Source organism: Vibrio sp. K4 (assembly GCF_051122595.1).
Lineage (GTDB): Bacteria > Pseudomonadota > Gammaproteobacteria > Enterobacterales > Vibrionaceae > Vibrio > Vibrio owensii.
On the sequence record NZ_CP178577.1, the window covers coordinates 1,150,451 to 1,170,510 of the forward strand.

Here is a 20,060-nt window from a genome sequence, read left to right on the forward strand (position 1 = left end):
AAGATAAACGGTAATTTTTTGATTAAATACATATTTGAGTTAGCTTTTCTAATCATTAATTAGCAAAACGAGCTTTGGCGAAAGTGGCTGAAAGATCGGCGAAAACTGAAAGGCGCTCAGTTAACAAACTGTTCAAGAGGGATTCGCAACGCTTGGCATTTTCACTATGCGTTGGTTTTAGTGTTTAAGGTGGTATGCGGCGGCTTCAGTATTGCGTTGCTCACCCCTTAACAGGGCGTTAGCAGTTAATTGGAGGTGTTTTTTGTTAAGTAGTATTTCAGAGTACCCGGTGATAACAAATTTAACTGTTGCAGTCATATCTTTGGTTCCGATGCTGAAGCTATTGCACCACATCGTTCATTCAAGTCGCTCCCTAAAGACTCAATCACTGGATTTGCTAATGAAAGCATATGCTGATTCTAATCAAGAGATTCACCGGCTAGTGGTAGAGCAAATGTTTCAAAGTTTGTTCAAGTCCAAAGTAAGGTATGAGGTTATTGAAATTCTTCTAAAAGCGAGTAACCCCTCTAAGGCTATAGTGCTTTACAATACTTCATGTCGCTATTTAAAGGTTGAAAAAAAGCAATTGGTTTTCGTCGATGATTATGCAACATCCAAATCTAGACAAAAAGAGCGTATATTTCGAAAGCCTAAGAATTTCATATATTACTTGATGCTAGCAACTCTTGGAGTTCAGGTTTAGTGTATTTGTACTTTGAGTTCGATGTTAATCGGTTGATGGAAAGCTCGTATTATATTTATAATTTTTTGTTCTGGTTTTTAATCTCTATTAGCTCACTTACATGTTTTCCATTTGCTTATTTATTTTTAACCGACAATTCAAGTATCTCGGACGCTGAAGAACTCGAATCGTTACTAAACAGTAGGAAGAAAGTAAACCAGTGGTACTATTAACAGCTAATAAAGCATTTAAGAGTGATTCGCAACGCTTGGCAGTTTCGCTTCGCTCAAGTATAGCCAAGCGTCGCTCACACCTTAATGCGGCGTTAGTTTATTGATTTAAATTAAGTATTGAAAGTATAAATGAAAGAAGATTTAGCAATAATTAGAGAAGAACTTCGTGAAGAAATCCTTTTAGAGCATCAGAGCAGTTTAGCTGAAGCGCGAGAAAAGTTTCAGACGGCATTGGATGATAAGAGCAAATATTTTGATGGCAATGAAAAATTCGATCTTTATCGAACCTGTATACCTGACAAGGTAAAACTTCTAAAGACTGGAGTGCAATTCTTAATCGGTTTTTTTCTTATCTTCACACTAACAACCAAAGGGATTTTGGAAATTGCTCAAACGTTCAACCTGTTAGACAACTTGTATTTCCAAGAGAACGCATGGTTCAAATCAGAGGAGTTATATCAACACATACTGAATATAAAGTCGTTTGTGTACATTGGTAACGCTCTTGCTATTTCAGCTGGCATTGAGCTTAGCTATATGCTTTTCACTGATGGTCCGGACGAAACTATTGAACCGTTGATGTTGGCTATTGCAGCAGCAGCATTTTATACGATCTCAGAATCACCTGAAAATAGTTGGGCAATGTTGGGGTATGCGTTCAGCCTTTTAGTGTTGATGGTTTGTTTAAAACTTTATAAACGTTGGAAGTTATAAACTAACAATCTGTTTAAGAGTGATTCGCAACGCTTGGCATTTTTGCTATGCGTTGCGTTTAGTGTTTAAGGTGGTATGCGGAAGCTTAGGTATTGTGTTGCTCACACCTTAACAGGGCGTTATGTGTCTTGGTCAGGATTACATCGAGCCAGCTACTTAAAATGAGATAATATCCGCTTTTAAATGAATTACAGGGAGTGTAAATGAAAAAAGTCGAGCGATTTGAGTCACTAATCAGAATCATGGATGTGGTTGTAACATGTCTAGCAGTACTAATAGTGGCAGTTGGTATCTTTTCCACTGTCTTGCATGGAATTCAACTAGGTATTGGAGCTCTCGTATCTGGGATAATGTTATGGATAGCCAAATTTTTCATATGTGGCATATCAAATACATTGATTCAGATAGCAAAGAACACTGCTCCAAAAGCTTCGGATGAAAACACATAACAAACTGCTCAAGAGGGATTCGCCACGCGTGGCATTTTCACTATGCGTTGAATTTAGTGATTAAGGTGGTTTGCAGCGGCCTCGGTATTGCGTTGCTCACCCCTTAGCAGGGCGTTAACTAGCTCAGTCAGAAACTAATAATAAGAAAAAGTATATGAAAACTATTTATTTTCCTAGTCAGTTTGGTCGAGACACCTTAGATGCATTTTACGAAGATCTTGAATCAAATTTAAATGAACCAGAAGTATGTGTAGATTGTTCTACTCTGAATTTTTTATACCCAAGTGGCATGCTTGTGGCTGGCTCGAAAATGAGGGGGTGGATAAAGCATCGACGTGAAGCTGGCTTGGTCACTAAGAAAAAAGGTCATGATAGCAGTAAGAATGTTCACTGCTACTTGAGGCATCTAGGATTCTTTCAGTTTATAGGGATGGGTGAGGGCAACGAAGTAGGGCAGGCTTCCGGCTCGATGACTTATTTACCAATCACTAAGATCGTTAAACCATCATTTGACTCGAACACACAAGATGTACAAGTTTGGTATGACGAAATTATCTCCCAAACTAGACGTTTCGCTAATCTCCTTTCGGGGACAAGCAGTTACACGGAAGAAAACAAACTTTATCATTATGCTTTGCGAGAAATAGTTCGAAATGTTTTCGAACATTCATCGGCTGACGAGTGTTACTTATGTGGTCAAAGATGGACAGATGGTCGTGTTGAAGTTGCTGTTATAGATGAGGGTGTAGGTATATCTTCTTCTCTACAGCGTTCTTTCTCAGTTGAGTCCGAAATTGCAGCCTTACGTATGGCTATTAAACCGGGAATATCGAGCACGACGAAAATTTCAGAAGAAGAAAACGTTTATGGTAACTCCGGATTTGGACTTTACGTTTTAGAGCAACTGGTGTCCTCTTTTGGCTGGTTTATGGTGGGCAGTGGTTCAGCTAAACTAGTTTCTCAAGGGCAAATCGTCAATGAGCAGTCACTAAACTTTGATGGAACGTACATAGGTCTTAGGCTTAATAGAGCACCCAGTCAATTTTCCGGTATTCTTGGTGATATTATTTACACGGGTGAGCAAGAAGCTCAGGCTTTTGGCGTTCGAGCTAAAGCATCTGGCATGTCTAAATTGGTGTAAAAGAGCTAGTTAACAAAGCATTTAAGAGTGATTCGCAACGCTTGGCGGTTTCGCTTCGCTCAAGTATAGCCAAGCGTCGCTCACACCTTAATGCGGCGTTAACTGGCGCAGAAAATACGAAAGCACAATGATACAGTTTCTAGGTTCAGAGATTTAGCGTGTTCGGTCGGTTTCCTTAGCTGAGCTAATGCGACTAATTTCAGTTTGATACTTAAGTTTACTGATGTGAAAGGCGGCACAAAGCCTTCTAATAATATAAGGCATTCGCGATTAGTTCGGCGCACTTACATCGCCGAAGTATGGTGTTGTGAGACGCATTTCAAAATAAAGATAAACGGTAATTTTTTGGTTAAATACGTATTTGAGTTAGCTTTGCTAATCATTAATTAGCAAAACGAGCTTTGGCGAAAGTGGCTGAAAGATCGGCGAAAACTGAAAGGCGCTCAGTTAACAAACTGTTCAAGAGGGATTCACAACGCGTGGCATTTTCACTATGCGTTGGTTTAAGTGATTAAGGTGGAATGCAACGACATCGGTATTGCGTTGCTCACCTCTTAACAGGGCGTTAGGAGTTTGCGCATGAAATTGATTTTTAGTGTCGCTTTAACATTGTTTGCATTCAGCTCTAACGGAGCAGAGCAAGTGACCACAAAAGATTTGTACGAGAAATTCAACATGAGAGCTGTCTATAGCTCTTATAGTCAGAATTTAAAGTGGTATTGTGAAAGTTATCCTAGAGAGTTCTTTTCTACAGAAGAGGCTTCGTTTGTTTCTGATAGTCGACTTGAGTTAGTGTCAGGTGACAATGTTTGGATTTTCACTATTTCAGAGCCAAATATAGTTACTATTGGAAATCAGATAACATCGGGTACATATAACAGCGTCTCAACGTATGAGCTTTACTTTGACCCTCGGACTCAGGACTGGAGGGCAAATGAAACATATATAGACATACCGAAAGATTGTGAACGCTATGAATAAAACTCCTAACAAACTGTTTAAGAGGGATTCGCAACGCGTGGCACTTTTATTATGCGTTGGTTTTGGTGATTAAGGTGGTATGCGGCGGCTTAGGCATTGCGTTGCTCATCCCTTAACAGGGCGTTAGTAAGGCCATCAGTTTTGGCGCTTCTCCTCTTTCGTGGTTTTTACTAAGTTAGAATTGTCTTTCATTGATGTGGTCATCAAAGTGCGAAGACCGAATCCTTTTCTAATTTGAAGTGTGTGAAAGTAGGGGAGTTTAGGACATTTTTCTTCTAGCCAACTTTCGTCTTTCAATCAGGGTAAAGTTTTGTAGCTGTCCGTCTCACTTCAGTGTTCAATCCCTTTCATATAATACCACTTTTCAATATCTTGGAGTGCACAAATAGAATTGGTGCATGTACTAACAAATTGTTTAAGAGTGATTCGTTACGCGTGGCGTTTTTACTATACGGTGGCTTATGTGATTACAGCGCAGCACGGTAGCTTTTGTATTGCGTTACTCACACCTTAGAAAGGCGTTATACAAAAAGGAGAGGTACGCAAATGTTTGAACTATTAATTTTTGCTGCGTTAGGTTATCTCATATGGAAGTGCAAAGATAATAGTCTGTCAAAGCCAAAGTCCACTCTTTGGGAAAATAAACCAAAGAGTGATGAACAGGCCGCTGTAGGTTTGTCATATGAGCCGAAAGTGAAAATAGAACATAAAAAGCAAAGTCACTTGGCAACTGAAAACGAGAGGAAATTGTACTTTGCCTTGCAAAAGGTCTTGCCTTCAGACTATGTAATTCACAGCCAAGTATCATTAATGGCCTTAGTGAAACCTGTTAACTTTAAACACAACTCACGAACATGGGCTAAACGAATGGATTTCGTAATCACTGATAAAGCTACAAAAGTGCTAGCAGTAATAGAGCTCGACGACTCGACGCATAACTGGAAAAACGGCAAGAACGAGATCAATATGTCAACCAAGCGCTGGAAGGACATCATAAGCTGGTGCGTTTTAGCACAAAGCGTTTTTACGAGCCATCTGAAATTGCAAAAGTTCTAGAGCGCGAGACCGAAATCAAATGCAACGGCTTCGGGTAAGTTTTTGTGTAACAAAAATGTTCAAGAGACATTCACAACGCGTGGCTTTGTTACTGTAAGCTGGTTTTAGCGGTTAAACAGGTATGCGGTAGCATCGGTATTGCGTGCCTCCCACCTTAATAAAGCGTTACGATTCAATGGAGAAAATGAGAAAATGAGAAAATGAGAAAATGAGAAAGTATGAGAAAATGAGAAAATGAGAAAGTATGAGAAAGTATGAGAAAAGGAGTTGTCTTTTTAGGTTTTTTCGTTCCCGCGACGCTGAGCGGTATTATTTCCGCGTTTTTAACCACGAGTTTCTTGTTGAACGATCTGCTCTATTCAAAAATGCGATTTTTAGAAGTCGATAGAAATTCACAAAATGATATTACAATGCTTGTGGCGCTTGAGTTTGCCGAACTCGCAGAACAACGAGATTACGACGCTATTCTAAACAGAGCATGTGTTCAACTAGACCTTGTGTCTGGACGCCTTGATTTTTCAAAGTCCCAAGAAAGCTTAATTGTTCAAGAACGATTAAAAGAGCGGGACACAAAGGCAATAGAAACAGTTAAGAGGTTAAAGGATCTTGGTTACTGCCAACCTAAAGCATAGCAAACTGTTTAAGACTGATTCGCAACGATTGACACTCTCTATATGCGTTGGGTCTAGTGTTTTAGGTTATATACGCTAGGTTGGATTTTAAGTTGCTTATCTCGTAACAGAAGGGACTGTATTATTGAAGGAACTTAATGTGCTGATGACTCGAATTGCAAAGTACGCACTATTTTTCCTTAGTATTTTAATTTTTATAGCTGTTGGTTTTGAACAATTGTATTTTCGAGGCAAGCTTATAAGGGTTCATCACGGAGTGGTTCTATCTTCGTGGGATAACACCAATGCTCCTGGTAAAAGTCGAAGCATTCATATTTATAGAGCTGCTGTGGAGTTGGACAATGGTGAGGTGGTTCAGGTAATTTGCGAGTCGATGTGTATTGAGGGCAAAGTCGTGGTGGTAGAGCAGTTCAAGCCATTGTTTGGTGACTACAGTAATTACTACACTTCATTCTAAGTTTTGCGACCATTTCTAACAATACTCAAAGCAATCTGATCATGAGGGGGATTGCGGGCGTATGTCATTTTTACTCGTTGTTCACCTCTTCACGTTGTTCAAATTAGCTACGGCACTCGGAGCTATCGGATATTGGAGAAGGCACAATGATTAGACGTAATGACGTTCTTCTTTCGTTAACAATGTGAAGTTTGGTGAGTAGCGTAAGTCAATTGACATCCTATATTTATAGCAAATTACATTAAGGGATTGTTACATTTTTTGAGCGTGACTCATATGCTTTCGGAACTGTCGATAGTTAAAGGCCAAGTTGACCACGTCCGCTAACTTGTTTCCTAAAGATCTATTCCGAACTCGTGACACCTCGCTGCGTACATTGCTTTTCCTCTTCCAAACTCTCATTTTTAAGTGTTGGCAAAGTTTTCTAGTTACTCGTCTCACTTCAGTGTTCTAAGTCTTTCGTGTTATCTGGTTTTTCAATATCTTGTCGGTTATAGATGTGGGTTGTGTATAAGTCTGTGTGTTTTGTGGAAGTTATTCTTTTGGCAGATGGCATTTGATATCCGGTCGCTCAAGTAAAAGAAGCACTGCACAGTAGTGTTGCATGGCGATACTTGCATTTTAATAAACCGCTATCATTAGAGAGGAAACTTATGAATTTGAGGTTGGGATTAGCATTAATTGCATATGGTAGTGTTTTGAGCGGTTGTGCTTCAACTTCTTCGGATGCATATCTAGCTGAACGCGAAGCTTTGATTGAAAAGATCAAGACATCTAAGGCGTGTTGTAATAGCGCTTCAGAGTTGAAGTACACATCTTTAGAGCGTGCCCCTAGCGCGCAAATATTTTACATTGATCGGACCTCTCAGATTCTGAATACCAATGGAGAGAACTCTTTAGTTTTAGCGTTGGAATTACCGGAGGAGGCTTCGCGAATCGAATTCAAAAGCTTAAAAACAACAAGCTGGGATACGACTGGTGGGCATTTTGCTCCTATCGTTCTTCAATTGGATTCTGGTTTCAACCAGGTATCCAAGCACGCATATACAGAGTACTCAACCAACAATGCGATGGTTCAATGGTCGGGTATCGGTGGCGATATCAAGTTAGAAAGCGATGCTAGATACCTTCTTTTTTATACTACTCAGCAGTTATTGGCTAAAAGGACCGCTTCTTATTGGAGTGGCTCTAGGAGCTATGAAGTTAATGTGCCAAAGGAAGTTCTTGATGCTGCGCCACTTTATGAAAAGCACACTGTTGGTTTCACGGCTAAACCAAATACTCCAGATGGAAGAATAGAAATCCATGTATGCAAAAGTGGTGATAGATCCTTTGACCAGAAGCTTAGCGATACATGCATCTGACTAAAACAAATTGTTTAAGAGCGATTTGCGACACGTGATGGTTTTACTTGAACGCGATATTACATTTCTATAAGAGGATTAAGAGCATGAACAGAGAAGTTGTTCTGGCGAGTACCTTCGCGATGTTACTAACAGCTTGTAATTCGACGACTAAAAATAATATTGTAAATTATGAGGCCGAAGGCAATTTACGCACCTCTGAACCCGTTAGTTGTGTCGCTGTGAATGAGTTAACAAACAAAAGTAATCCCGTAGATCTGTTCTATGGCGTGAATTCTTGTTTGGATATGGGAGACTATGCTAAAGCAGCCGACCTTTACTTGGTCGGTATGTCCTATGGGCTTTTTGATACTAAGCGAGTGATTGATCAGTCTGCACACCAAGCAATTCCAGTTTTACGTGTAAAAATGTTGAGAAATAAGCCACAAAGTGTTGTGAGTAATTTTCAGGAAGCTCTAAATCGTGTTATTTCGGAGAGCACTCCTATTTGCGACAACCTTATTAAGTTAGGGCCTCCTCAATACATTCCAACGTATATGTTGCAGCATGGTCTTAGAGGAGACAACGCTGAAATTGGATTACATCAGGATTTTGACCCAAATAAAACGTGGAAAAATACTTTATTAACAATAGCAAAGTGTGTTTAAAGCTAATAAGGCACTTAAGAGGAAAAGATGATTATAAACATACTAAAAAGATTAGTACTTACATCTATTTTGATGGTCTTAGCTGCGTGTGGTTCCATGTCTGACTCACCGACATATGATGGAGTCTATTACCATGAAGGCGACTCGGCGCATTATCTGAGTCTGAAAGCGAATGGTAAATTTGAGTTGTTAGAAAGAGGCAATTTTATAGTGGGCTATTATAAAGTCAGAGCTAGGGTACTTCATCTCTATAAGGACAGTCGTTGCTTTTCTGAAGGGATGATTATGAACGGGTACATAATTGACCCTGACAAAACTAAATGGGTTAAATCAGAATCAGTAAATGAAAAAACATAGAAAATACCTAATAAGCAGTGATATTTTTGGAAAAGCCATGAACTACAAAATCTTATATATAACCATATCAATGCTTCTTCTTGTTGGCTGTTCAGGAGCATCAAACAGGCTTCACGATGAGCTATTTCTTTGTGGGGTTGAAGCTACAGTAGATGCTAGCGATATTCTCTATATGCTTGAAGTTCCAGATACTAACGAGGCAATAGCACACTCCGTTTCTCAATATGTATATCGAGGAGCTAAACTGGCGGCCGAATATGGCTACGACAAATTTGCTTTGGTTAATGTACCATCCTGTTTAGAGCCCACGAATATCGGTGTCTACGTCTATGATTACGATGAAGAGTTACAGAATATTGAGGTTGTCTTAAAGCGTTCACCAGAAATTGAACTTTTAGGGATTTTCAATACAGTAGATTATCATGGGAAAAGGTATATAGATTTAAACACAGTACCTGGTGTGACATAAAAATAACAACTTATTACATAATGATTTTAAACACATAGCAATGTTATTGTACGTTAGGCTTATTGGTTAATGTCATATGTGGGGTGTTTGATGATGCTAGTTCACTCTTAATAAGGTGCTGTATAAAAAAGGAGGTTTTGTGAAAAAGTGGAAGTTTTTATTCTGGGTAATGTGTTTCTTGGCAGTTCTAAACATTATTCAATTACCATTCTCCGCAGAGCTTGATATCGGATCGTTTATTGGGTCATTCATAACTGCAATTTCTCTTGTTAGCTTTTACGGCTTCAGTTATCGAGTTGCTGTCGGGAGCAAACTGTTAGCGATTGTCATCTTTGGAATTAATGCACTTTCGATGCTGGGTTTTGCGATATTTAGCGTGCTTTTTCTACTAACCTACCTAAGTGCTGGGACATTGTTCTTGTTTGTTACGGGGATGGGAATGTTATGGGTTTACATGTATCCGCTTTATGTGTATGCGTTTAAATCGGAAGATATTTGGATACGGGAAAAAACGATATAGCAAATAATTCAACGACGATGCCATGAATGTCGTGTTTTTGATATGCATTGATTTAAAATATTAAAGTGACTTGTAGCAATCAAACTACCAGGGGCGTCTCTTAACAAGGCAATATATCTCAGGAGAAAATATGAAGATTGAGGTGCAAGAAATATCACCCAATGAAAAGGAATTGATTCAAAGCTTGCTGCAATTTTATGAGTACGAATTCTCGATATATGAAGAAGATGATGTTGATGAGAAAGGCTATTTCGAGATTGCGGACGTTGATGAATACTTCGAAATTAAAGAGTATACGCCATTACTAGTGCGAGTCTTGGGACAACCAGCTGGTTTTGTCATTGTTAATTCAGACCCTAGTGCTGAACAAGGGAGATACCTCATTGAAGAGTTCTTTATAATGAAGAGGTTCCAGCAAAAGGGCGTGGGGAGTGATGTGGCAAGTCAGGTTTTTGATATGTTCGGCCAAGACTGGGTTGTTAGGGTGATAAGTGAAAACGTAAAAGGTCAATCATTCTGGAAGAAGGTAATAGGCCATTACACTGATGGGGACTTTTCTGTTGAAGTTTTCAATGATGAATCGTGGGAAGGCCCGATATATACATTTAGTAAGTCGTAATAGATAGATGACAAGTACGGAAGTTAAGTGTTTTAGTTTTAGTGCAGAAGCGTAGCACATATTTTTAAGCTCCTCGATAAACGTCATATACAAAGGGTTGGAACACAGATGAAAGGAATGAACGGGATCTTGAACGGATTTTCTTGGGGAAGTGGTTTTTCGATAGCAATTATTGTAAGCGGGTTGATTTATACAAAGTTCATCGAGCCGTCATTGGGAGGCCTACTTGAAGACAGAAAGGTCGATGAGAAAATCGTTGAGTATTTTGCGGGGCTCAAAACTGAATATGGCTTAACACTGGAAAATGTGTTTATAGATGGGAATGATGTTCGTCTAGCAGTTGTGCAAGAAAACCGACTAGATGAGGCATTATATTCACGTGAAGTGATAGCGTCAGCTTTTGATGTTGACGGTAGCTTTATCGGTAATTGTCTGGGTAAAAATGAAATATTCGTCATGCAACCAAAAGAGACTACGTACCTTGAATTTAAATGCAAATTTTTGTCCAGTCAGGTAGAGAGAATTGAATCTTTTAAGTTGAGGGTCAAACCAATTTAAGACGCACAAGAAAAATTGATAGGTTGTGCCAGGTTAGCAGAGATAGGTTAATTATTATTGAATGTATTTTTCGTGCGATGTAATAAATGATTTAATGTAATCATGACTAACATTAAAGATTAATTTTCTCACAAGGAAATTCCCAATAGTTACCAGGAATTAAACTATAACAATATATTAGGAATAATAATGAAAGTAGTTGTGTTGTTATTTTTGTTTTTTTCAGCATTTTATTCTAATGCAGAGTTGTATGTGTTCGGTCCCTACATATCAAATACATCCATCACAACGGCCGAGCTGAAAGATAGCCAGTTATAGGCTTTGTTGCGTAATTCAGACGAGAAACCAAACCTCCTAAAGTTGAGCGACTGTTATACAATATACTGAGTTTCAGGCATACCAAGCCCTGTAAGTTTGTTCAGTGCTTTGATCATGGCGTAAGTCTCGCCAACCTGAGCGTTGTAATTTCTTAGACTTAATTTCCCACCTAGCAACTGTTTTACTCGGTACATTGCGGTCTCTGACAGAGAGCGCTTATGATAGCCATACCGCTTTTTCCACTTCTTGTTGGAGCCGTAGAGCTTCTGGCAACCTACCGCTAAGTTACGAGGATGCCCTTGTTCCCAGAAGGCTGCTCCTTCTCTTGGCGGGATGAGCGGAACAGCTCGCTTGATCCGTATGGCATCATGGCAATTCCTTGTGTCATAAGCGCCATCGCCTGATATCTCAATGATTTTACGACGTGTTTGCTTGAGTAAGTTGGGGAGCACTTCGGCATCAGTTACGTTAGATAAGCTCAGCTCTGCTGCGACTATTTCGTGGGTGCTTGTATCTACCGCGATATGCAGCTTACGCCAGACTCTTCGCTTCCCATCAGTTCCATGCTTCTTGACCTTCCATTCACCTTCGCCATAAACCTTGAGGCCAGTGGCATCAATGGCCAGATGTTGTATTGCTCCTCTGGTTTTGGTTTTAAATGAAACTTCAACTTCCTTAGCTCGGCGGCTTATACAGGTGTAGTGCGGGCAAACAAGCGGGATGTTAGCCAGCTTAAATACGGAGTCTAGAAAACCTTGCAGCGCTCTCAAGGGCATAGAGAAAACGCGTTTCACCATCAGTGCGGTAGTAATGGCTAAGTCGCTGAATCGGCGAGGTCTACCACGCTTGCCTTGTTTGTTTTGCTTCCACTCAGCTATCGCTTCCTCATCAATCCAAAAGGTCAGAGAACCACGGTTGATTAAGGATTTATTGTACTGCTTCCAGTTAGTTGTTTTGTAACGAGGTTTAGGCATGAGGCTACGACGATTGATGGGCGTAGCCGCTCAGATCGTAGTTTCTTGATTTAGTTCCATCGAATTACGCAACAAAGCCCCAGTTATATGTCAATTTTGATGGTGATTTAGATACACTTCCAAGTAATCTTCAAAACCGACTTCCATTTGTAACAGATACACGACAAAAATCGGAAGAGATCACGTTTGTTACTTCTAAAGAGGCAACAGAGGGGCTGCGTTTCGAATCAACAATTACTGAGTTTACAAACTACCGGAAACAAAATGGTGAATATATCGAAGAAGCACCTCTAAAATCTGTTGCCATTGGGGGCTTGTGGCTAGAAGGGGATATATCAGAGTCAAATAGAATGTCCAATGTGGTCGTATATAGCCCGCAAGAGGATAAAGACTTAGAGCTAGCCATGAAGAAAATATTCGAGAGTGCATATCAGAAAGCTACAATTTACAACAAGACGTTTTTTAGTTACCAGCCGATCTCCTTTGAGGATACACTCGATTTTTCCTTAAATGCCAATACTAGTGTTGTTATGAACTTAAAAGGGAATCACACGCTAACTCGTATCGAAGGTGGTTTTGCGTATTTTTCTGAACAAGCACACGGTGTTCTTACTTATGATGGGGATGACTTAGCGGTTGAGGTGCTCTTAGATATCGAAGGTGAGCTGATATACAGTTTAAAAGAGCGACTTATCGTGAGTGAGAAAAAGCGCAGCACGACAACAATCTCAGAGCCCATGTACGATGGTATCTTAAATTTGGTTACCTCCGATGTTGTAAAGATTTCACGGAAAAGAACGAGTAAGTCATCTGCTCCTAACAATGCCCCTTTAGTTAGGGATTTATTTGTTGGAACTTGGACATTAAGTGAGGCAGATCAGACTCTCATGAAGCAAGGTGTTAGCCTCACTTATCACCATGACGGCAGCTTAGTCGCTCGTTGGTATGAAGATAAATCATGCCAAAAAGTAGAAGAAGTTTTAACGGGAACTTGGTTTGTTAAAGATGGATACCTGATTTCAATTGGGGGTGATAACATAAAAACGGAAGATCGAATTTTAGCAATTGACCAATCAACGTATAGACTGCGTGGTGAAGATGGCAGCATTCAAAACCGCATTAAAACTAACAAGTGCATAGACTGATTGAAGTATGTTATCTCCAGCCGAACATATTAATTTATATGGAGAAAAACGGCCCGTCAGGGGAGTTGGGCCGTTACAAGTGTAAAGCTGATTAACGTTCAGGAGTCGTTAACAGTCTCACTGCGCTGTCTACCGCATTGTCGATACCTTGACGGCTCTCCAACTTACCAGAACTCGCAGGGCCAAGCGCGCATGCGTAAAGAGCAAGCTGTTTATCAAATGGCAAATCCAATTGCTCATAGAGATTTTGGCGGATCTTTGCGTGGTGTTCAGGTTCTTGGTTAGCAAGGTTGACAAGCGTGTCGTAAATAAGCGTTTTCATATAATTCCTTTTTTATTGCACGGGGTGCATATGTATTGTATTCGATTACAATCAGAAATTAAGAAGCACCAATCACAGAAAAATGGTCTGATATAAATTCGCTAAGCGAAGTAACTTCGATATGGCAGGAATTTAAATTTCAATAAAATCAATAGTATAAAGAAAACTCTGTGTTGGTTGTTTTGCGGATTCTATACACTTCAATGCTATGAAAAAGAGCACTAATTTTGCGAGGCGAATGGTCGTAATTCAGGCTCTAAAAAGCTTACTTTCTTGAAGCCAAAATGGTTCAGTGATTGTCTTTTGTTAATGACGAATGCCTTAACAAAAACAGATGAATAATGCTCAAGTTTGATTTTGAGAACTTCGTATAGTGAGAAAAAAGGAGCGGTCAATTGCTCCTTTTTCTATTTGAGAAAGCACTAACCATCCAGTCGCTTAAACACATCGTCAATTAGGCTCTCTCTTTCATTTATCGCTCTATCGAGAAAGTCTTTTGGTGCGTTCGTTTCTGGAGCGTACTTACTACTCCAAATCATCATTTCTAGAAGAATAGGCAGCATATCCTTGCCTTTTTGTGTCAGAGAGTAGACCTTTTTTCGCTTGTCAGAAGGGTCTACTTGTTTCTGAACTAACCCCTCTTTTTCAAGATTTTCCAAGCGGCTCGATAAAATGTTTGTGGCAACTTTTTCTTCTGAGCCTTGTAGCTCGGAGAAAGAGTGTTTACCAAAAAACATCAGATCTCTCAGAACAAGCAGGCTCCATTTATCACCAACGATGTCCAGGACATTGGAAATAGGGCAGTCGGAGCGTCTAGACATGATATTCCTCGATTTAATCTTTATAACTGTGGTTATGATAATTCACTTGCATTTTGCAAGCAAATTAATTAACTTGCAAAATGCAAGCTAAATTAAAGCCACGAGGAAGTGGTCGACGAGAACCGAAATTGGAGTAACTTATGACTAATTCAAAAATTGAGTTTGAATCCTTTATTAAGGCTCATTGGAGTCAGGAAGACAAAGCGAATGCAGAGGCGGCGTTGACGTTTGTTCAACAGATAATGAACGATCATAATTTTGACGCCATCCGAGATCGCTTCAAAGGTAAACGCTACAAACAGCACAATCGCAATATGGCAGATGGTATCGAGGGTGTTATCAAAACTATGAGCGATTTGGTGAAAAATGCACCAGAGTTTAGTTACGATGTGAAGTACGTTTTTGTCGATGGAACACACGTCATTCTGCATTCTCATGCCACACTTAAGGCAGCGCATCGTGGTGACGATTCAAAAGGGATGAACATCATCGATACATGGAAAGTGGAAGATGGTGAATTAGTAGAACATTGGGATGCAGTTCAAGGAATCAGCATGGACATGCGACTGTATAACCTGTTTGCTGGTGGTAAGGTACGGAATACAAATGGGGTGTTTTAAAACGCTCGTATTTCCGTTTCCGAACATGGAGTGTAAAGGGTTTTAAGTTCTTGCGTTAACTCTCCATTCTGTTCATCACAAAGCATGTTTTTTAAAGGACTAAAAGAGCACTCGTATGGAGAAACATTGCGTCGTTCTGGGTGGAGGCGGCTGGATGATGGGAGAGATCCCAAGCCAACTCGACGAGTACATCTTGTCTTTAACGGGCAAGAAGAACCCCAAAATCTGTTATCTCTCAACTGCTACTGGCGATGCGGAAGAAGTCATCACCCGCTTCCACAATGCTAAGTTGAGCGAACACCTCACGCACTTTCCTCTGTTCAAGTTAGAGAAAGGCTGGCGAACCAAGTTGTTCGAGCAAGATGTGATTTACGTTGGCGGTGGCAATACCCGTTCTATGTTGGCTCTATGGAAAGAATGGGGCATCGATGACATTCTCAAAGAGTGTTACAACCGCGGCATCATACTTTGCGGGATGAGCGCAGGCGCTATTTGTTGGTTCGATTATGGGATTACCGATAGTGATCCAGAGGCTTACTCCATCATCAAAGGGATCGGTCTTTTGAAAGGTTTAGCATCTGCCCACTTTGTTGAGAACGACGAAAAATACGACCTGTTCGAGCGTTTTGCCCATAGTCAGCTTGATGTGACCTGCTACGGTCTCAGTGATTATGCTGCGCTGCATTTTGTCGATGGTAATCCAAGCAAAGCCATATATAGCGATGAGAATGCTCAAATCACAATCCGAAATGGCAATGATGAGATTTCAAAGAGATAAGCCCAGCTTAGATGCGCTTACACGACTGTGCAAAAGCGGGAGTAGATGTCTTCTCTTTTGGCTTCGAAGGCAGCCAGAGGCGTCACAATGGCAACAGATTTTGTTATCTGACAGCTTAAGAGTGCTAGGCAACTACCAAACTTCAATAAACATCGGAGAGCGTGTCGTGAAACGCGCTTTGAGTAACAAGCATCAGTTTTGGGCTTTGCACGTTTTGGCAACATCAAAACAGTACATGGGCGACTATGATGAAGCGATAAGCTTGTTCATACAAAGTCAGGCGTCTGCCACTGAGTTGTATTTGAGCTTTAGTTATCAGCATTTGGGCAAGTTGTATGTAGAGCAGGGGCGATTGAAAGAGGTAGAAGCGCTGTTTAATGAAGCACTTAACATCAGACGAAAATACGATAAGCCGCTTCTGGAGTCATCGACGTTAAAAGCGCTCCAAGGATTGGAAGAGTTAAGGAAGAACAGTACAAGGAACGTATATGAACCGTAAGATTTGGCTTTTCATTGCCATTGTATTGCTAAGTGGACCTACCGTGTTACCTATTAGCCTAGAAGCATTCTTCCTCGTTGAGCTCGTTGGCTTTCTAGGAATATGGTCAATTTGTTCCAGCTATGTGTATGCTATCTGTGCTCACCCTTATACACGACGCTTTTGGGCATGTTTTACAAGTCCGGAGCAGCATTGGCTTACTCATTTTCCAATGATGGAACTGAAACGTCATCCGTCTCTCCTCATTCACATGCTGCCATATCGAAGCGTTTTAGCGTGGTCCATCCCTACACTGGTTAGTGTTCTGCTTATGGCAGGTTTTCGCTTTTAGTACAGATTTGTGACCGGTTAGAAAGAGGCGATGTAATTGAACTAAATATCAGTCTGTTTCTAATTGCTAGTCTCTCCAAACTCTTTATATGTCCTTTTGATTAACTTATCGCAAGTGGTTTGATGAGGGCATAGGTGGCTCAAGGAGGAGAGTAATGGAAGCACATTGGAAAGTAATAGAAGCCTTAGCGAATGGCACGAATCCGATAACAGGAGAGGCGCTGCCAAGTGAATCTCTTTACAATGAGCCTATCGTTATTCGAGCAATGTTCGCTGTTTTGCAAGATTTAAAGCCATCATCAAAAGTGAACAAAACCAAAAGAACCATTGAGCAAAGACAGTTAGAAAATGAATCGAATGGTTTACCAAAGAACGCAGGATTGCCGTGGACACCTGAGCAGCGCGAGCGTTTATCTGAGCAGTTTTCCTCTGGTACAACAATAACCTCGCTCGCAGAAGAACATGGTAGAACCCGTAATGCCATAACTGCGGAGCTAAAAAAGCAAGGGCTGATAGAAGCTTAATGCCTCAATAAACAGTTTGGTAAATAAAGAAAGCCCCGCAAATAGTGCGGGGCTTTGCAGCGACAACCATGCTTAAGAGGGGTCGATACTTTTGATGCTTTCGACTTTCTCTTTCTTCGTTTTCTTCAAAGAGTAGACCGCGTAACCAGCAACACCCATTGCGACGAAGATAGAACAACCACGCATAAAGTTAATTAACATAGGCGCGTCGTCAGTAAAGGCGTTGATTCCCCAAAGCATCACGAGAGAGAACACAAACATAACAAGTAAGCCGTAACACGGAGCGTCGATTTTACCGGGAACGACGTACCACCCATCTTGCTTGATTGGTTTATTTAGACGAGCGTACTCCGCTTGTTGGCCTTTCACTGTGTAAAGGTGCATTTCATCTTGTTTACCCGTCAGGAGAAGGCTGGCAGCATAAGCGACAACGGCATTCACAATCACACCAATCACACAGTACCAAGGCCACGCAATATCGGTCGCAACGGCCACATACCAAATCACCAAGAAGCTAGCAGCAACGCCAATTAACAAGCCTTTTTCCGTAATGTGTTTTGAGTAGAAACCAAGGACAAACATACAGAAGCTCGCACCAACAAAGTAAGAGCCTGCCTTACTCAGCACCTCCAATACAGAGCCTGTGCTGGTGGCGAACATTATCGCTGGGATGATGACCAAAATCGCCCACGCAACCGTGAAGAAGCGCGATACTTTCAAATAGTGCTCTTCCGATTCGTTTTGTTTGTAGAAGCGCTTGTAGAAGTCAGCCACTGACACCGTCGCCATTGAGTTAAACGCGGAATCGAGACTCGACATACTTGCTGCAAGAATGGCTGCAGCAATGATGCCCATCAAGCCTGGCATTCCATATTCACTCGCATAATGAAGAATGATGGTGTTGCCATTTTCAAACTCTTTACCGTCGTAATAAGCGTTGAACAGTACGCCAAGTAGGATAAAGACAAAGTAAATAAAGAAGGCCACGTAGCCCATCATCAACATTGCCTTTTTCGCATCGCCCATGTTTTTAGCGGCCATACAGCGTTGTACCATCATTTGGTTACCGCCATACACGGTGGTGTGGAACATCGTCATTGCGATAACGCCAGCCCATACAGTCGTTACTTGGCTTAGGTCAAAACTTGTCTGTAGAGCATCTGTCATTCCTTTCGCTTTGAGTTCTGCCATTACCTCCGTCATCGGGGCAGGCATGCCATTCCAAACGGCTTCAATGATGATGAATGCGCCGATAAACAAGATCACAGCTTGAATCACATCAGTCCAAATGACTGCCGCGATACCGCCCATTACGGTGTAGATAAGGGCAATTGCAGTGACGATCATGATGCAGTACATCACGTCGATACCTGTGATGAACTCTAAAATCATCGCTGTCGCATAGAGTACCGCTGCCGAGCTCAATGCTTGTTTGATAAGGAAGATAAACGACAATGTCAGTCGAGAAGCCTTACCAAAACGTCTCTCTTGATACTCGTAGATAGACGTTAAACCGTTGTTGTAGAAAAACGGCATGAATACAGCCACGATGAAGAAGATCACGAGAGGGTAATTGAGGTGAATCGCGATAACCGACAGACCTTCTTTGTATGACCAAGCCGGCCCACCAAGAAACGACATAGCACTGACGTAAGTACAAACGACTGAAATACCGATCGCCCACCAAGGAATGTTTTTGTCACCCAAGGCGAATTGGCTCGCAGAAGTCACTCGCTTACCAATTACCGCGCCCAGTACTAACGTTAGGGCAATGTATCCGCCAAGGATGCTCCAGTTAAGTGCGCCAAACTCATGCATAATTAGGTCCTTCTAACTGTTCTTTCATTTGTGCAAATACGTCATAACCAAGTTGCAGCAGGATATGAACGATGTCGATCGCCACCCAGTTTTCCTTCAGTAAATCGCCTTCGCGTCGCCAAATATCCATAACGCGAAGTTCGATGTGTTTTCCTGTTGGAGCAAGACCGAGCCAGCCACTGTGACCAGTATGAGTACCGTGCATATGTGGCCATCCACCTGTGGATACGTAGTCATTTTTGGCCAAAAAATTGACCTCAATATCGACACTTCGATCAGGGAAGGCGAACACGAATGGTGCTTGATGGTGGTTACGGAAACCTTTGATACCGCGCGTAGTGCCAATACCTGCTGGGCCGTACCACATAAAGTCACTGTGCCAGTAGTTTTCTAAATCCATCGAGAAGAGATCTTGACCATCAAAACGACCCAAGCAAGACAACATATCTTCGACTAATTGGGCGCTCTTCTCACTTTCTTTAAGAGACACAACAGAATGTTGGATACCGTTTGACGTCGCAGGAGAAGGGACTAAGCCATCGTGGCCTAAGCTTTTTCTAAGAGGGTTGCTTCCCGCTTGATTCATCGCATCGATGAAGTCTGGAATCATGTATGATTCGGTGATTTGGTCGTTCTCCACACACACCATTTCGGTGTAACGTAAGTAGAGTGTTTTCCCTGTTGCAGGGATGCCAAACAGTGGCTGTTCAAACGTACCGATAAAGTAACCAGTAGAGTTGTACCAAGTACGGCCTTCGTATTCGCCGTGCATCACAATCATTGGTCGGCGTTCGGCATCAGGCAAAGCATTAACAAGTGGTGAGAGGAAAGATTCGTGGGTTGCATCTGGGCCATTGAGATCGTTCACAGGGTGCGCCACGCACCATTTTACGTCAGGGTTCAAAGCTTGCAGAGCGGCCTGTTTTTGCTCTTTATCTGCGGCGTTGAAGTAGTTCTGGTAGAACTGTTCGATGATGTTGAGTGACATGTTGCTTCCTTACTGTCTGTGATTTGAATGAATAGTGTTTAATC

The 20,060-nt window shown here is 41.3% G+C and carries 21 protein-coding genes and 1 pseudogene; 17 read left to right on the forward strand and 5 right to left on the reverse strand.

The annotated features are described in order from the left end of the window. Window positions 1–1,044: 1,044 nt before the first annotated feature. From ACLIIY_RS05380 to ACLIIY_RS05435, 12 genes and pseudogenes are all read left to right on the forward strand, one after another. Complete coding sequence (locus ACLIIY_RS05380; protein ID WP_434528254.1) at window positions 1,045–1,629, forward strand: hypothetical protein; 585 nt, start codon at window positions 1,045–1,047, stop codon at window positions 1,627–1,629. 603 nt (window positions 1,630–2,232) lie between these two features. Continuing rightward, the gene (locus ACLIIY_RS05385) at window positions 2,233–3,219 is read left to right on the forward strand and encodes an ATP-binding protein (RefSeq protein WP_434528255.1); all 987 of its coding nucleotides are present in this window, start codon (window positions 2,233–2,235) and stop codon (window positions 3,217–3,219) included. Window positions 3,220–3,798: 579 nt separating this feature from the next. Further along, complete coding sequence (locus tag ACLIIY_RS05390) at window positions 3,799–4,200, forward strand: hypothetical protein (protein WP_434528256.1); 402 nt, start codon at window positions 3,799–3,801, stop codon at window positions 4,198–4,200. 546 nt (window positions 4,201–4,746) lie between these two features. Continuing rightward, a pseudogene (locus tag ACLIIY_RS05395) lies at window positions 4,747–5,294 on the forward strand (DUF2726 domain-containing protein). A gap of 216 nt (window positions 5,295–5,510) precedes the next feature. Beyond that, window positions 5,511–5,888 carry a hypothetical protein gene (locus ACLIIY_RS05400; protein WP_434528257.1) on the forward strand — a complete coding sequence of 126 codons (378 nt, stop codon included), beginning with the start codon at window positions 5,511–5,513 and terminating at the stop codon, window positions 5,886–5,888. Window positions 5,889–6,027: 139 nt separating this feature from the next. Continuing rightward, on the forward strand, window positions 6,028–6,345 hold the full coding sequence (locus tag ACLIIY_RS05405) for a hypothetical protein (RefSeq protein WP_434528258.1): 318 nt from the start codon (window positions 6,028–6,030) through the stop codon (window positions 6,343–6,345). Between the two features lie 653 nt (window positions 6,346–6,998). Next, the gene (locus ACLIIY_RS05410; RefSeq protein WP_434528259.1) at window positions 6,999–7,709 is read left to right on the forward strand and encodes a hypothetical protein; all 711 of its coding nucleotides are present in this window, start codon (window positions 6,999–7,001) and stop codon (window positions 7,707–7,709) included. 86 nt (window positions 7,710–7,795) lie between these two features. Continuing rightward, entirely contained in the window at window positions 7,796–8,356 is a 561-nt protein-coding gene (locus ACLIIY_RS05415) for a hypothetical protein (RefSeq protein ID WP_050567685.1), read from the forward strand. A gap of 343 nt (window positions 8,357–8,699) precedes the next feature. Beyond that, on the forward strand, window positions 8,700–9,182 hold the full coding sequence (locus tag ACLIIY_RS05420) for a hypothetical protein (RefSeq protein ID WP_434528260.1): 483 nt from the start codon (window positions 8,700–8,702) through the stop codon (window positions 9,180–9,182). A gap of 139 nt (window positions 9,183–9,321) precedes the next feature. Then, the gene (locus ACLIIY_RS05425; protein ID WP_331421793.1) at window positions 9,322–9,702 is read left to right on the forward strand and encodes a hypothetical protein; all 381 of its coding nucleotides are present in this window, start codon (window positions 9,322–9,324) and stop codon (window positions 9,700–9,702) included. 130 nt (window positions 9,703–9,832) lie between these two features. Beyond that, window positions 9,833–10,321 (forward strand): GNAT family N-acetyltransferase, encoded by a 489-nt coding sequence (locus ACLIIY_RS05430; RefSeq protein ID WP_171370908.1) that lies wholly within the window; start codon window positions 9,833–9,835, stop codon window positions 10,319–10,321. A gap of 108 nt (window positions 10,322–10,429) precedes the next feature. After that, complete coding sequence (locus tag ACLIIY_RS05435; protein WP_434528261.1) at window positions 10,430–10,879, forward strand: metal ABC transporter ATPase; 450 nt, start codon at window positions 10,430–10,432, stop codon at window positions 10,877–10,879. Between the two features lie 371 nt (window positions 10,880–11,250). On the opposite strand, the gene ACLIIY_RS05440 is transcribed toward ACLIIY_RS05435, so the two are convergent. Next, window positions 11,251–12,171, reverse strand: coding sequence for an IS5-like element ISVa2 family transposase (locus tag ACLIIY_RS05440; protein WP_010446562.1), 921 nt, complete (start codon window positions 12,169–12,171; stop codon window positions 11,251–11,253). A gap of 404 nt (window positions 12,172–12,575) precedes the next feature. On the opposite strand from ACLIIY_RS05440, the gene ACLIIY_RS05445 reads away from it, so the two are divergent. After that, window positions 12,576–13,316 carry a hypothetical protein gene (locus tag ACLIIY_RS05445; RefSeq protein ID WP_434528262.1) on the forward strand — a complete coding sequence of 247 codons (741 nt, stop codon included), beginning with the start codon at window positions 12,576–12,578 and terminating at the stop codon, window positions 13,314–13,316. 91 nt (window positions 13,317–13,407) lie between these two features. Here the strand turns inward: ACLIIY_RS05445 and ACLIIY_RS05450 are convergent, their stop codons facing one another. Both ACLIIY_RS05450 and ACLIIY_RS05455 read right to left on the reverse strand, forming a co-directional pair. After that, window positions 13,408–13,638 (reverse strand): PAS factor family protein, encoded by a 231-nt coding sequence (locus tag ACLIIY_RS05450; protein WP_005442035.1) that lies wholly within the window; start codon window positions 13,636–13,638, stop codon window positions 13,408–13,410. Window positions 13,639–14,060: 422 nt separating this feature from the next. Beyond that, window positions 14,061–14,459 carry a winged helix-turn-helix transcriptional regulator gene (locus tag ACLIIY_RS05455; protein ID WP_434528263.1) on the reverse strand — a complete coding sequence of 133 codons (399 nt, stop codon included), beginning with the start codon at window positions 14,457–14,459 and terminating at the stop codon, window positions 14,061–14,063. A 140-nt stretch (window positions 14,460–14,599) separates the two neighbouring features. On the opposite strand from ACLIIY_RS05455, the gene ACLIIY_RS05460 reads away from it, so the two are divergent. The 4 genes from ACLIIY_RS05460 to ACLIIY_RS05475 all read left to right on the forward strand — a co-directional run bounded on the left by ACLIIY_RS05460 (window position 14,600) and on the right by ACLIIY_RS05475 (window position 17,210). Beyond that, window positions 14,600–15,079 (forward strand): nuclear transport factor 2 family protein, encoded by a 480-nt coding sequence (locus ACLIIY_RS05460; RefSeq protein WP_171370912.1) that lies wholly within the window; start codon window positions 14,600–14,602, stop codon window positions 15,077–15,079. A 115-nt stretch (window positions 15,080–15,194) separates the two neighbouring features. Beyond that, window positions 15,195–15,857: a Type 1 glutamine amidotransferase-like domain-containing protein gene (locus ACLIIY_RS05465; protein WP_434528264.1), complete on the forward strand. Its 663-nt coding sequence runs from the start codon at window positions 15,195–15,197 to the stop codon at window positions 15,855–15,857. Window positions 15,858–16,023: 166 nt separating this feature from the next. Continuing rightward, on the forward strand, window positions 16,024–16,356 hold the full coding sequence (locus ACLIIY_RS05470) for a tetratricopeptide repeat protein (RefSeq protein WP_434528265.1): 333 nt from the start codon (window positions 16,024–16,026) through the stop codon (window positions 16,354–16,356). Window positions 16,357–16,841: 485 nt separating this feature from the next. Beyond that, entirely contained in the window at window positions 16,842–17,210 is a 369-nt protein-coding gene (locus tag ACLIIY_RS05475; RefSeq protein ID WP_132699066.1) for a hypothetical protein, read from the forward strand. Between the two features lie 72 nt (window positions 17,211–17,282). Here the strand turns inward: ACLIIY_RS05475 and ACLIIY_RS05480 are convergent, their stop codons facing one another. Together ACLIIY_RS05480 and ACLIIY_RS05485 are read right to left on the reverse strand one after the other, a co-directional pair. After that, the gene (locus ACLIIY_RS05480; protein ID WP_078608568.1) at window positions 17,283–19,028 is read right to left on the reverse strand and encodes a sodium:solute symporter family transporter; all 1,746 of its coding nucleotides are present in this window, start codon (window positions 19,026–19,028) and stop codon (window positions 17,283–17,285) included. Continuing rightward, window positions 19,021–20,016 (reverse strand): ester cyclase, encoded by a 996-nt coding sequence (locus ACLIIY_RS05485; protein WP_009704222.1) that lies wholly within the window; start codon window positions 20,014–20,016, stop codon window positions 19,021–19,023. The genes ACLIIY_RS05480 and ACLIIY_RS05485 overlap by 8 nt, the downstream gene beginning before the upstream one ends. Window positions 20,017–20,060 lie beyond the last annotated feature (44 nt).